We start from the raw sequence: 14289 nt of genomic DNA, 5'->3' as shown, positions 1-14289 counted from the left end.
CGTCGAGGCGTTCGGCCTGGCCCTAGCGCCTTATACCCACGCCAAACTCAAGGCCGCTGATTTAGAATCTCAAGCGCAGCCTCGTGAAGGTTTAGATTGGCCGAAGCAAGAACCCGACCTCCGGCATCGGCAGGTCTGCCCTCGAATGTTGTCACGATGCCGCCCGCTCGTTCGATGATCGGGATCATTGCGACGATATCGTAAGGCTGCAAATTGAATTCGACGCAAAGATCGATGCGGCCGGCCGCCAGCATTGCGAATGCATAACATTCCCCGCCATAGCGGGTCATCTTCACCTTGTCGTCTAAGGCAGAAAACGGGACATCTGGATTGTTCCGTATGCTTTCAGGTGAATTGGTATGCAGAACAGCGTGTGAAAGTTCGATCTGCTCACTCGCTTTTAGAGCAACGCGATTCCCGTTCGCCTCCAGCCAGCTGCCACTGTCATCCGCCCAGAACCGCTCTCCCGTCACCGGTTGGCTCATCATTCCAATAGTCGCGCGTCCATTGAACGAAAGGCCAATCAGTGTACCCCAGACCGGCAGTCCGAGAAGGAAGGGACGTGTACCGTCGATGGGGTCGAGTACCCATTGGACAGGCCCGCGTCCTTGAGCACCATATTCTTCACCAAGGACAGCATGCTCGGGATAGCGATCCTTGATAAGTTCACGCATAGCCCGCTCGGCCTCGCGGTCCGCCTCCGTTACCGGATCGAACCTGTAGCCTTCCTTCGGCTTGGAAGATGTCTCGACCGGCTTGCGGAAGCGTGGCATGGTTTCGCGATCGGCAGCATCCGCCAGCTCATGCAAGAACAGTGGGGTGGGAAGCTTCATTGCTCACTCCTCGACTTGTGGATCCAAAGGGTTTCGAAGGCGCACTCATTCACGAAGGACCAGCGCCGCACCGCCATTGCTGATCGGTGCGGCTTTCGTTTCAGTGATACCGAACATGAGCCTAGCTATGGCTGCATCTAGTTACACAGCTGAATATCGTATCCAGTCGTTCCAACGTCTCGTCTATGTCGCCTTGGGTATGTGCCGTCGTGAAGCCATAGTGGGCGGGCGAAACCGGACCTGCAGTGTCGTGGAACCAAAGCCGGTTCTTCACGCATTCTGTCACAAATTTCTTGTAGGTGCTTCTGTCGTGACTTGCTGCTATCCTGCGAAAGTCAAAGTCGTCTTCCGGGTTCTCAACTCCAAAGTAAATTCCAAATCTGGCGCCCAGTCCTCTGACATGGCCGATAATCTTATGCTTTACAAGAAGGTCGCCAATACCTGAAAATAATTTTTCGCCGGTTCTCTCAATGCCATCATAAAAGCTTTCTTCGCTGGCCATGGAAAGACATGCGATGCTGGCCAACACGGGCATCAGCGCGCCACTGTAGGTACCGCTCACAGCTGCCCGCCCGACCGGGTTAAGGTGCTCCATGATCTCCTTTTTACCACCGAACGCAGCAATCGATGTACCACCACCGATCGCCTTTGCCATGACGGTAAGATCGGGCAGTACACCGTAATATTTCTGAGCGCTGCCCGGACGCATCCTCAGACCGCTAACAACTTCATCGAAAATCAGCACGATGTCCTCGCGGGTGCAAATTTCGCGAACGGCTCGAAGATAATCGCCACGCGCCTCCAGGCATCCGCAGTTATAGCTGACGGGCTCAAGTATGACGCAGGCAACCAGATCCTTGTACTTCTTCAGTGCCCGTTCAATGGCCTCTGCATCGTTGAAGACGACGTTGATGACGCTGTCCTTGGCATTGGTTGGAAAGCCTGGAGAGTCCGGATTGGTATCAACCTCGCCGTGAATGTCGACCTTGCTGACCATATTATGATTGAACCAAATGCTCTCGTGCATCCCGTGGAAATGGCCCTCGAATCTCAATACCTTCTCGCGGCCGGAATAGATGCGTGCCAGACGGATTGCCGCCTGCGTTGCCTCTGAACCGGTGTTGAGCAATCGGACGCGCTCGCAACTTGGAAAAAACTGCTGCAGTAGTTTAGCCAGATGCGTGTGATGTTCCGTATCGAAGTTCATGAAGAAACCCAGCTCCAAGGCCTGGTTTATGGCTTCACGAATACGCGGATTGTTATGTCCGAAAAGCGCGGCGCCTGCGCCGGTATGGAAGTCGATGAACTCGTTTCCTTCCGTATCCCAAAATCTGCTGCCGTCGGCCCTGGATATGTAAAGTGGTTGGCCGAGTGGGGCATTGTATCTCTGCCCCGCAGATGCGCCGGCAACGAAGTATCGGCTGGCTTCGGCATGAATATCAGTCAGTCTTCTCATTCGGGTCGTCCTCCAAGTAAGCGACCGGCTCGCGGCTGCCGTGCCTTTCGCTCCAGGTTTGCAAAGTCTTGAATTCGTTGCTTTCTGAGGGCCATTCAGCCCCCGAAAGACATAAAGCCCGTGATCAACTCCGTTACGCTCTATTGGCCCGCACAGCCCTGGCGGTAGAGAGCATCGCGAAGTCACGGTCCTGCTCCGATAAACAGGTTCGACGAGAAACGTATGCGATCGACCTCACAGACTCGCCGTGATGCCGCCATCGACAAAAAGCGTATGGCCATTGATGAACGACGAAGCAGCACTGGACAAAAATACCGCCGCTCCCACGAGTTCATCGACTTCTCCCCACCTTCCAGCCGGCGTTCTCTTCTGCAGCCATTCCGAAAATTCAGTACTTTCCACCAGCGCTGAATTTAGCGGCGTCTTGAAATAGCCGGGTGCGATCGCATTGATCTGCAGTCCGTGTTTCGCCCAATCGGTGCACATTCCCTTGGTGAGATTGCGAATGGCGCCCTTGGTCGCCGTATATGGGGCAATTCCTGGACGCGCGAGCTCGCTCTGAACGGATGCAATGTTGATGATCTTTCCTTGACGGCGCGCGATCATGCCGGCAACCACGGCCCGGCTCACAAAGAATGCGCTGGACACATTGGTCTTGAGTAACGTGTCCCATTCGTCAGTCGGAAAATCCTCCAGAGGCGCGCGGAACTGCATGCCGGCATTATTGATGAGGATGTCGATCGGACCATGTGAACTTTCCCGTTCGGCGAGGGCTGACGCGCAGGCTTCAGCATCCGTCACGTCGAAAGCGCAAGCTTCAGCGAGGAGGTTCTCGTTTCTAATCTGCCTGACGGCTGCTTCAAGCTTTTCTGCGTTTCGTCCATTCAGGACAACTTTCGCCCCGTGCTGGGCAAGTCCTCTTGCGAGCGCCAGACCGATACCCTGGCTGGAGCCGGTAACAAGAGCAGTCTTCCCGGTGAGATCAAAAATGGATGGTCCCTGCATGCTGTTCACTCACGTCCGTTCTTGGCTCTGATTTGGTTTACTGGCCGCTAGCTTTCGTAGGCGATCGGCGTAGCGTGCCAACCTTGCTTGCGCTTCTCCCAGAACGTGCGCTTAAGGCGCTCCGTGATGGGACCCGGGCGTCCATTACCGAGAATTCGGGTTCCCAGCTTGCTGATTGGCATAATGCCGCCCGCGGTAGTCGAGCAGAAGATCTCGTCGGCACTTTCGAACTCCGCCCGGGTGATGTCACGCAGTTCGCATTCCAGGCCGAGCATTTCGCAAAGTTCGATTACAGACTTGCGGGTAATGCCTTCGAGCGCGCCAGAGCGCGGGGTCACGACCTTGCCGGCTATCACGGCAAAGACGTTGTAACCGGGACCCTCGGTGACATGTCCGTGACGGTCGAGCAGAATTGCGGTTTCAGCCCCCTGTTCATGAGCCTCGAAATTGCCACACGTCAGATCGCCCCAGTGAAAATTCTTGATTCTCGGATCGATGGATTCGGGCGCAATGCGCTCCGGCGTGCCGATAATCGCATGCACACCGCGCTCCTGCTGTTCGGGCGTGAACACCCAGACCCACGGCAGAACGTGGCAAATCAAATAGCTTCGGCCATAGGCGGGGTGCAGCGGCACGCCGCGTGGGGGACGCGACCGAACGCAATCCATTGCCACATAAGCTTCGCGATAACCGGAACGCCCGACAAGCTCCGCGAGGATTTTCTTGATCTGTTCGTCACTTTCCGGTGGCTTCATACGAAGCTTGTCCATCGATGCGCGAAAGCGATTGATGTGATCGTCGAGACGAAAAAATACACCGTAATAGACGCCGACGACGTCGTAAGTTACGTCAGAACGGCGATAGCCCCACTCCGTCACGGGGATCTTGGCATCCTTGAGCGGCATATACAGGCCGTCGATATAGGCGGCTCCGCAGCTCCAGTCATCTGACATGGCAAATATCCTTGTTGATCGCCTAAATCGGCTCCGAATAGATCCGGCGCCCCCGTTTGCTGCAGGGGCGTCGACATGTCTCGACTAATCAGCTTGCAGCAGCGAGACGGTTGACATTGCCACGCAGTGCATCGGTGGCCGCTTCGTCAAGTGCAAGGTCGTCCGCTTCGCGAGAGCCGGTTACGATGACGCCATAAACATCACGTGCGCGCTCTACGCTGATCCAGCCCTCCGCCAAATCGTGAACAACCTTGGCAGGATCGCGTTCGGTCGGTAGGCCATAACCACCGCCGCTTGCCGAATGCGAGATAATCTTTTCGCCGTCGGTCAATGTGACGCCGTGGCAGGGGGGCAGCTCCACGACAGTGCCATCGGCCTTCCGCATAGCCGCCCTGCACGTGCCGCCGGAGCCACCACCGCGTGTACCTGCAGCCGGTGTGATTGTGCCGTCCGCCGCATAGAGGATGGTCAGTTCGCCACCACCCCATGGGCCATACTCGCTATAGATTGACGGCGCGCCTCGGTAGGTGCCCGCCCCCTCGCTATCCTCAATCAGATGACGGTCGTCAATCAGAATCGGGTGATGCAGTTCATCAACCTCGACGCTGTCTATACGGCACATGCCGGCATTTCCGGCGTGGATGATCGACAGGAAGCCGTCCGTGACTGGCGTGCCGGCGCCGCCGCTGACGCCGATATGGACTTGGTTGATGAAGGGCTCGTCATTATTGTGTGGATCGCGCCCCGAGATGACACCCATGCCTGGCGGCTGAATCGGGCCCGTCGCGGCCTGACCATAGCCCGCCGACAATTCGGCAATCGCCCGTTGGACCGGGTTTGTTACATGGTCTGCCAGGTTGGTGGTTGCGACCGAGCAGGAGGCAGGATGACGGGGAATGCCGACGCAGCAATTTTCCCTCAGTTTAACAACGATTCGACGGAAGCTACCGGAATTCGGGATTACGTTGTGATCCAGAAGTGCATTAAAGATACCGATCATTGCAGCACTCTTCGAGGTCGCTTCAGTAAGATTGAGACCACAGGGCTGGCAATCCGGATTGTCGGTGAGATCGACCACGATGCGAGCATTCTCCGCGTCAATCTCAACCTCGACCTTGACCGGAATGCCGTCCGGTAGGCCGAGGAACGGATCGTGCGCCGAGTGGAGTGTGATCTTGCCTGTCGTCAGTTTTGAGATCGCTTGGATCATCTTCTGTTCGGAATAATCGAACCAGCGCGAGGCATAGCCTTCCAGCATGTCCCAGCCGAGTTCTTCGCCGAGCGAAAGCAACTCGCGCTCACCGATGCGCACAGAGCCGAGCGTTGCGAGGAAGTCGCCCCACCACTGGTCCGGCACGCGGATGCGGGCGTGGCACATGCGCACAATATCCTGGTTTGTCTTGTAATCCTCCTGAATCTTGGTCGCAGAAAAGATCAGGGCACCTTCCTCGTAAACGTCCTTGACGTCGGCGAGATAGGTGGACGGCCGCGAGTTTCCGCAATCGGCCTGGTGGGCCTTGGCAAGCACAAAGAAGCGTAGAATGCCCTCATCATCGACAACCGGCACGATCATGCAATGGTCAGCAGCGTGGGAATTGCCTTCATAGGGGCTATTGTGGAGGAAGCAGTCGCCTCGCTTCATAACTGGATGGTGCTTAAGCACCGCCTGGCACATTAGGTCGGGACCGATCAGGGTATGGTTCGGCAGGCTTTCCGCAGCAGAAAGCATCTGGCAGTCCGCTGTCAGCACGACGCAGGAAAAGTCATGCGCGGTGTTGAGAATACCAGACCGCGCGGTCCGGAAAATGGTGTTCTGCATCTTGCGTGCAATCGTCTCCATTCGACTGGAGATCATCGCCATTTGCACGCCGTCTGGGGCGTTCTTCGAAGGGCTGGTCATTGTTTACTCCTGATTAGAATGTAACGCGCAGACCGCCGCCGGGAGTGCGTTCGGCTACCGTCTGTGGATCGATGACAACCGTGGTGAAAGAAGATTCCACGATCGAGGGGCCGGGCGCCGGTTGGCCGGGCACCATCGCCTCGAAGCGGTGAACTGGAACTTCGATCCAGCCGGTCTCGCTGAAATAGACCGGGCGCGAGGCCTTGCCGCCGGTGAAGCCGCCCTCAAGCGGCAACGTTCCGGAGGTCGCGTCCTTCAGCTTGCAACTGATCTTGGCGCGCCAGGTAACGAATTCGACCTCCGATGCCGGATCGGAAATCTCGAAGATGCGCTGGTGCATCTCATGGAATGCCGATTTCAGAGCCTGGAGGTCGTTGCCGGAGGCGATCCGGTCAGACGGCAGGGGGACGTCGATTTCCCAGATCTGATGCGGATAACGGGCTTCCACCGAGAAATCGATCCTGTGTTCGATCGCATCCGCGCCGGCGCCGGCCGCGAACCTCTTGCAGCGGGCCTCAAGTTCTTCGAGCAATGAGTTGATCTTTTCACCATCGAAGTTACCGCTGGTGGTGAAGTTCAGTTGTGCATAGTCGGACGACAGTTCCGACATTAGAGCGCCGGCTGCACTCATCACGGCACCAGCTTCCGGGATCAAGACGCCTGCGCACTGCAGTCGCTTGCCGATCGCCACCGCATTGAGACCGGCCGCACCGCCACCACCGATCATCAGCGCCGACGCCGGGTCGATGCCCTGGTTCACGGTGATTTCTTCCACCGCGCCGACCATCTTCTCGGTCGAGAGCTTGAGGACCGCGGCGGCAGCCTCCTCGACGCTGATGCCGAGTGGATCGGCGACCCTGGTCCGCAGGGCCTCGGTCGCACCCTCGCGGTCGAGAAGCATGGCGCCGCCCAGGAAGAAGTCCGGATCGATATAGCCAAGGATGATTGCGCAATCGGTGACCGTCGGTTCCGTACCACCGCGTCGATAGGCCACTGGTCCGGGCGTTGAGCCTGCGCTCTGCGGCCCAAGCTGCAAAATCCCGCCATCGTCGACCCAGGCGATCGAGCCGCCGCCGGCGCCGATGCTTTTGATGTCGACCGACGGGAAACCAGTCATGTGACCGCGCGTTGGCTGGCCGATCCAGGTTTCGCGGCTCCAAGGGATGCGGCCGTCGCGCACGAGGCTCACATCGAACGTAGTGCCGCCAGTATCAGCGACGATGGCGATCGGATTACCGAAATCGCGGTCAGCATAATAGCGACCTGCCACAGGCGCCATGGCTGGGCCGGAATTGATGGAATGGATTGGGGCGCGGGCAACCGCTTCTGCATCCATGATGCCACCGCTGGAGGTGACCATCAGCGTGCGCCCATCAAAGCCTGCTTCCCTCAGGCGGTTTGTAAGGCCAGCGAGATAACCGAACATCAGCGGCTTCAGCGATGCATCGATGACCGTTGCCGATGCGCGGCGATATTCGCGAAGGGTTGGGTTGAGCTGGTGCGAAAGGGTGAATGGGACATCAGGAAGATGTTGCTCTATGAGCTCACCGATGCGCAACTCATGTGCCGGGTTGGTGACAGACCAGAGAAGGCAGACGCCAATGGCCTCGATCTTGAGAGACTTCAGGCGCTCTAGGGTTGCGATGAATTCGGCTTCGTCGAGCTCTAATACAATGTTGCCCCGGGCGTCCATGCGCTCACTGACCTCGAATGTATATCGCCGCGGAACATAGGGTTCGGGATAGGCTACGGTGAAGTTGAAGGGCTCGATACGCCCGCCCTCGCGGATCACGAGGATGTCGCGATGACCCTTTGTGGTAATGAACGCCGTCTTGGCCGTCTTCTGGGTAATGATAGCATTGATGGCGCGCGTCGTGCCATGCACGAACATTGAGGCCCGCTGCAGGAAGGCACGGCGGTCGAGTCCGTAGTGATCGGCAGCAAGTTGCAGAGCATCTAGCACGCCGCGGACCGGGTCATCCGGTGTAGTCGACGCCTTGAAAAGGCGTATCGTGTCTCCGTCTTCAACGACGAGATCGGTAAACGTACCGCCCGTATCGCAGGCAAGGCGCAGTCCCGTGCTGACGCCCTTGTTATGGGAACTGATGTTCATCAAGAAAAAGCCTTCTCGTTAAGGCGCGGTGGTGTGCCGGCCAGTCTCTTCAAGTCAGGTGTTGGGTTTGGTGTCTTTAAAGGCCTGCTATTGCTGTTCTGCCTAGATCGACGGCTTTCCGCATGTCTCCCGTACTATAAGTTCCGGCAGGAAGAGCGTGTCGGAGCCTCCACCGTCAGCCGCCGCCAAAGGGTTTACGATCCTGTCGACAGCCGCCACGCCCATCGCCTCGATCGGCTGCCTGATTGTAGTCAGTGCCGGGTAGGACAATTGGCTGACCCAGACATCGTCTATGCCGACGAGCGAGAGGTCACCGGGAATGGACAATCCGGCCTGACGAAAGCTCGCCAGGAGGCCGAGTGCGATCATGTCGTTGAAAGCGATGACGGCCGTTGGGCGTCGCGCCAGCGCCAGAACTTCGGGAGCGGCATCGCGGCCCACTTCCAACATTTCGGCATCCGCAATATCGCGCGCCCCATGATCCGCATCGAGTTCGACCACGAGGTCACTTTCCAAGCCGCGACAGTTCATCGCCGTCTTGAAGCCTGCGAGCCTTTTGCGACGGCTGTAGGTGATAATCGAATCTGTCACATAAGCGATACGGCGATGGCCGAGGTCGTAAAGATGTTCAACCGCCAGTTCGATGGCAGCTTCATGGTTGAAATTGATCGTGTCTAGACGGGGCAGCCGAAGGTCGGACCGGTCAGCATCCACTGCGACAACCGAAAGCTCGCTCTGCGCATTGTAGAATCCCTTCCTTGTAATCAATGGAGCTACGGTGATGAGATCGCTGACACCGATCCCTACCAGATTGTCGAGAAAGCGCCTTTCTACCGCATCTTCACGCATCGTATTGCAGAGATGAACGGCAAATCCAGCCTTCACCGCCGCCTGCTCGATCGCAAACACCAGCTGACCGTTGAACGGGTTGACGATGCTAGGAACAACAAGGGCAATTCCCTTTGTCTTTCCCGTCTTCAATTGGCGCGCTGCCTGATTGGGCCTGAAACCCAACTTGACGACCGCCTCCGCAATGCGGGCCCTCGTCTTTGGCCCCAGCCGCTCCAGTCGACCGTTCATGTAATTGGAGACGCTCGTGTTGGAGACGCCCGCGGCCTTGGCCACGTCCTGAATAGTGACTCTTTCGCCAGCCTCGACGGGTACCTCCATCGTTTTCCGGCGGGTTCTCTTCGGCTGCGTGATTGCCATTTTCTCGTCATCCATGATCGGCGCCACCTCACTTCATTCACAGGCAGCAAAGACACTATCACCGGAGGTTTGCAACTGGATCATGTTCGCCCTATGCGGCGTTTGTCAGATCTAATTTGGTGAAACGATACACCTAAGACGAAACTTGTCAACATGCATTTTGCCATGTTGAAATTGCGAAGAACCACCAAAATGAGAAATTTAAGAGAGAATATCTCTTTTCCTGATTGACAGAAAAAGAGTGAGTAGTTTAACGTTTCACCTATCGATGGGATGCGGCTCCGATTGGGAGATAGAGGCGCCGCCCACTCGATGTGCGTCAACGACAGCAATGACCCGAGCAAATTCGGTGTCGGCCACGCAGCAATGCCCTCCCCACGTTTCCGAAAGCGAGATCTTCAGTTGATTGTCGCGAACAGGAAGTGTGCGAGTACCTGCCCGACGACGAAGTCGAAGTCCGACGTTGCCGGCTGGCGGCCATTAGCAAAAAGCAACAACCTTCGGAGAAAGAACATGAAAAAAATCGTACTCGCCGCCGCAGTCGCCGCAGCCATGTCGGCGTCCGCCCGTGCTGAAACGACAATCGGCTTCAGCATGCAGCGTTTCGATGACAACTTTCTCGCCATTCTCCGCAGCGGTCTTGAGGCCCATGCCAACGAGCTCGGCGATGTAAAGCTGCTGATCGAAGATGCGCAAGGCGATGTTTCCAAACAGCAAAGCCATATCGACAACTTCATCGCTGGCAATGTCGATGGCATGATCGTCATCCCGGTCGAGGCTGATGCCGGCGTGACGATCTCTAAGACGGCAGAGGAGGCTGGCATCCCGCTCGTATTTGCCAACAATCAGCCCTCCAACGTTGATGCTTTGCCGGAAAATCAGGCCTTCGTTGGCTCCGATCAGATCGAAGCAGGCACGATTGAGGCAAAGGAAGTCTGCAAGCTACTGGGTGGCAAGGGCAAGGCAGTTATCCTGATGGGCGAACTCGGCACTCTTGTCGCTCGCGGTAGAACCGAAGCCGTTCATCAGGTTTTCAGCACGGATGAATGCAAGGGCATCGAGATTGTCGACGAACAGACTGCCGCCTGGCAGCGAACAAACGCACTTGATCTCGTCACGAACTGGCTCTCGGCAGGAATCGAGTTCAATGCTGTTATCGCAAACAATGACGAGATGGCGCTCGGCGCCGTACAAGCGTTGAAGGCCGCTGGCAAGTCCACTGACGAAGTGATCGTGGCTGGCATCGACGCCACTCAAGACGCTTTGGTCTCCATGAAGGCTGGAGAAATGAAGGTGACAGTTCAACAGGACGCAGCTTTGCAAGGCAAAGACGCACTTGATGCGATCCTGAAGATCGTCAAGGGTCAGCCAACCGAGAAGAAAATTTTCTCGAAGCTGAAGCTGGTAAATAAGGACAACCTGGTGGAGTTCCTGAACTAAGGGCGAAGTCGATGCGCGGCGTCGTGCCGCGCATCATTCGTTCGAGGAATGGAGGACTCGCTATGGGCACACAATCGGTAATGTCTCAGTGGCCGATTTCAACTCCCGCTGGACATGATTATCTTCTTAGCGCTGTTGGAATTCACAAGGCCTTTCCCGGCGCAATCGCTCTTGATGAGGCGCATTTTCATCTGCGAAAGGGGACGGTCCACGCCCTCATGGGTGAAAACGGCGCGGGAAAATCCACGCTTATGAAGATCTTGGCGGGGATCTACCAGCCAGATCGTGGCACGATCTTCCTTAAGGGGGAGGCGGTCGAATTCAGGAACCCGCTTGAGGCGCTCCAAAAGGGCGTTGCGATGATCCATCAGGAGCTCAATCTGATGGCGTCTATGACAGTGGCGGAGAATATCTGGATCCGGAGAGAACCGCGCAACGCATATGGGCTTATCGATCACCGCCGGATGAACCGCATGACCAGCGAACTGTTCGGTCGGTTGAAGATAGACGTTCACCCAGACGTGGAAGTTCGCAGCCTGTCCGTCGCAAACCGGCAGATGGTCGAGATCGCCAAAGCTGTGTCCTACAATTCTGACGTGCTCATAATGGATGAGCCGACTTCGGCCCTGACCGACCGAGAAGCGGAACATCTCTTCGAGATCATCCGTGATCTGCGCGCCGAGGGAAAGGGCATCGTCTACATCTCGCATAAAATGAACGAGATCTTCGAAATTTCGGACGAGCTTTCCGTATTTCGGGATGGCCGCTATGTCGGCACGCATGCCTCCAACGACGTCACGCGCGATGACGTCATTCGCAAGATGGTCGGCCGCGAGGTCTCGAGGATGTTCCCCAAGGAAGAGGTCGAGCTGGGGGAAGTTATTCTCTCGGTTAAAGACCTCGCCCTGGAGGGTGTCTTTTCGGGCGTATCTTTCGAGTTGCGCGCGGGCGAGATTCTCGGCCTCGCCGGGCTCGTCGGATCGGGACGTTCGAATGTGGCAGAGACGTTGTTCGGCGTCACGCCAGCCACGTCCGGCGAGATATCAATCCACGGCCGTTCCGTTGATGTCACATCCCCTGGGCTCGCCATCAAGAACCGCGTCGCATTTCTGACCGAGGACCGCAAAGAGACGGGCTGCATGCTTCCGCTAGGCGTTCTGGAGAATATGCAGGTCGCTGTCCTTCACAAGGACTATACGCGGAACGGTTTTGTTCGACGCCGCTCTCTGACGGCTGCATGTGCCGAGATGGCGCAAAAACTTCGCGTCAAGACCTCAGGCTTGGACACCTGCATAGAGAATCTCTCGGGGGGAAATCAGCAAAAAGTCCTCATCGGTCGCTGGCTCCTTACAAATCCTCAAATCCTCATCCTCGATGAGCCTACGCGCGGCATCGATGTCGGTGCTAAGGCTGAGATCCACGCGTTGATCTCGAGCCTGGCCAAGGCCGGCGCCGGCATCATCCTGATCTCTTCGGAAATGCCGGAGGTATTGGGCATGAGCGATCGTGTGATGGTCATGCATGAGGGGAAGGTCACCGGCTTCCTCGATCGTCAGGAAGCCACTCAAGTCAAGATCATGGAACTCGCAGCACGCTGACGGGTACGACCAACAGGAACTAGATCCAATGAAACAGGATGCAGGGGTTGTCTTTAATGGCAAGGACGCGCCAACATTGCACAAATGGCAGCCACCTCAGGAACTCAGCATTTTCATTGTGCTGATCGGCATTGCGCTATTGTGCGAACTGCTCGGCTGGATTTTCGTCGGCCAGAGCTTCCTCGCAAATTCCCAGCGTCTGACGATTACTATCCTGCAGGTCTCGGTCGTCGGCATCATTGCTGTCGGGGTGACGCAGGTCATCATCACGGGCGGCATAGACCTGTCCTCTGGATCTGTTGTTGCGATGACCGCTATGATTTCGGCGAGTTTGGCTCAAACCGGCGACTGGGCGAGGGCACTCTATCCAGAGCTGACCGATATGCCGGCGATCGTGCCGATCGGAGCGGGGATCATCCTTGGACTGGTCGCTGGTTTGATCAATGGCGCTCTTATCGCCTACACGCGCATTCCGCCGTTCATCGCCACTCTCGGTATGATGGTCGCGGCCCGCGGCATATCGAAGTGGTATACAAAAGGGCAGCCGATATCCGGGTTGAGCGAACAATTCACCTTCATCGGTTCAGGTGCCTGGCCGGTTATCGTCTTCCTGTCGATTGCTTTGATTTTCCACATCGTGCTCCGTTACACTCGGTATGGCAAGTTCACCTATGCGATCGGCGCCAACCCACAAGCTGCCCGTGTTTCCGGCATCAACGTCGAACTGCACCTTCTCAAAGTCTATACGATTGCCGGCATGCTGGCCGGGTTGGCAGGCGTCGTTACGGCCGCGCGAGCTCAGACGGCGCAATCGGGCATGGGAATGAGCTATGAGCTCGATGCTATTGCCGCTGCGGTGATCGGGGGTACGTCACTGGCCGGAGGTATCGGGCGAATATCCGGTACAGTCATTGGCGTTGTCATCCTCGGTGTCATGTCCTCGGGCTTCACTTTCCTGCGGATCGACGCCTATTACCAGGAGATCGTCAAGGGCGTGATCATCGTCGCAGCCGTAACGGCAGATGTCTACCGCAACCGCAAACGTCGGAAAGTATGACCAAAACAGGAGGCAATAATGAGTGCATTCCGCTACCTGAACTACCATGCGTCAATTCACTTAGCCTGGCTCTGTCCATCGATGGTCGTAGGTATTGCAAGACGGTCACTAAGCTTCTGCATACGGCGATCACCGGTGAGGGCATTGAAAAGTTGAAAGCAGAGCCGGATGAGTACGATTGAATTCCCTATCCCCCCTATAGTTGTTATGGGTGTCTCCGGATGCGGCAAGTCCACGGTCGCCGCCATCCTGGCAAACGTGTTGAGTCGCCCTTTCGTCGAAGGAGATGGTCTTCACCCCACTCGAAATATCCGGAAGATGTCTGCAGGCCATGCATTAGACGATGACGATCGCTTTGCCTGGCTGGAAACGATCGGGTTGCATTTACGTATGAGTGGCGGTGGTGTGTCACCTGTAGTTAGCTGTTCGGCGCTCAAACGGCGATACCGTCAGCAACTCAGGGGTGTGGCGCAGCGACCTGTCATCTTTCTTCACCTTCAGGTTTCGCATGCCGAAATCGTCGAGCGCGTTTCTCGACGTAAAGACCATTTCATGCCGCTTGGCTTAGTCGACAGCCAATTTGCAGATCTCGAAGATCCACAGAATGAGGATGACGTAATTACAATACCCGGGCCTGGCACTGCTTCTGAACTCGTGGACAGGTTCCTTCATGAGCTTCGTGCCCGGAACTCATGCGTGTACCGATTCAATGCTTTATAGCTGGC

Annotated in this window: 11 protein-coding genes; 4 read left to right on the top strand and 7 right to left on the bottom strand. The window is 56.7% G+C overall.

Annotated elements, in window-relative coordinates:
* Positions 1–47: 47 nt before the first annotated feature.
* The 7 genes from hisN to ACXAGF_RS23245 all read right to left on the bottom strand — a co-directional run bounded on the left by hisN (position 48) and on the right by ACXAGF_RS23245 (position 9484).
* Positions 48–833 (bottom strand): histidinol-phosphatase, encoded by a 786-nt coding sequence (hisN, locus tag ACXAGF_RS23275; RefSeq protein WP_475019923.1) that lies wholly within the window; start codon positions 831–833, stop codon positions 48–50.
* 121 nt (positions 834–954) lie between these two features.
* On the bottom strand, positions 955–2289 hold the full coding sequence (locus ACXAGF_RS23270) for an aspartate aminotransferase family protein (protein ID WP_475019922.1): 1335 nt from the start codon (positions 2287–2289) through the stop codon (positions 955–957).
* Positions 2290–2523: 234 nt separating this feature from the next.
* Positions 2524–3294 (bottom strand): SDR family oxidoreductase, encoded by a 771-nt coding sequence (locus ACXAGF_RS23265; protein WP_475020001.1) that lies wholly within the window; start codon positions 3292–3294, stop codon positions 2524–2526.
* A gap of 47 nt (positions 3295–3341) precedes the next feature.
* Positions 3342–4247, bottom strand: coding sequence for an aminotransferase class IV (locus ACXAGF_RS23260; RefSeq protein WP_475019921.1), 906 nt, complete (start codon positions 4245–4247; stop codon positions 3342–3344).
* A gap of 88 nt (positions 4248–4335) precedes the next feature.
* The gene (locus ACXAGF_RS23255; RefSeq protein ID WP_475019920.1) at positions 4336–6147 is read right to left on the bottom strand and encodes a hydantoinase B/oxoprolinase family protein; all 1812 of its coding nucleotides are present in this window, start codon (positions 6145–6147) and stop codon (positions 4336–4338) included.
* Between the two features lie 13 nt (positions 6148–6160).
* Positions 6161–8260, bottom strand: a complete 2100-nt coding sequence (locus ACXAGF_RS23250) for a hydantoinase/oxoprolinase family protein (RefSeq protein WP_475019919.1) — start codon at positions 8258–8260, stop codon at positions 6161–6163.
* 102 nt (positions 8261–8362) lie between these two features.
* Complete coding sequence (locus ACXAGF_RS23245) at positions 8363–9484, bottom strand: LacI family DNA-binding transcriptional regulator (RefSeq protein ID WP_475019918.1); 1122 nt, start codon at positions 9482–9484, stop codon at positions 8363–8365.
* A 498-nt stretch (positions 9485–9982) separates the two neighbouring features.
* Between ACXAGF_RS23245 and ACXAGF_RS23240 the strand changes: the two genes are divergently transcribed.
* From ACXAGF_RS23240 to ACXAGF_RS23225, 4 genes are all read left to right on the top strand, one after another.
* Positions 9983–10909, top strand: a complete 927-nt coding sequence (locus ACXAGF_RS23240; protein ID WP_475019917.1) for a substrate-binding domain-containing protein — start codon at positions 9983–9985, stop codon at positions 10907–10909.
* A 62-nt stretch (positions 10910–10971) separates the two neighbouring features.
* Positions 10972–12507 (top strand): sugar ABC transporter ATP-binding protein, encoded by a 1536-nt coding sequence (locus tag ACXAGF_RS23235; RefSeq protein ID WP_475020000.1) that lies wholly within the window; start codon positions 10972–10974, stop codon positions 12505–12507.
* Positions 12508–12535: 28 nt separating this feature from the next.
* Entirely contained in the window at positions 12536–13564 is a 1029-nt protein-coding gene (locus tag ACXAGF_RS23230) for an ABC transporter permease (protein WP_475019916.1), read from the top strand.
* A gap of 168 nt (positions 13565–13732) precedes the next feature.
* Positions 13733–14284: a gluconokinase gene (locus ACXAGF_RS23225; protein ID WP_475019915.1), complete on the top strand. Its 552-nt coding sequence runs from the start codon at positions 13733–13735 to the stop codon at positions 14282–14284.
* Positions 14285–14289: the final 5 nt, after the last annotated feature.

The organism is Mycoplana sp. ABR4_002 (assembly GCF_056159645.1).
Note: the sequence above shows the minus strand (reverse complement) of the source record. Positions and strands in the feature narration are given on the sequence as shown.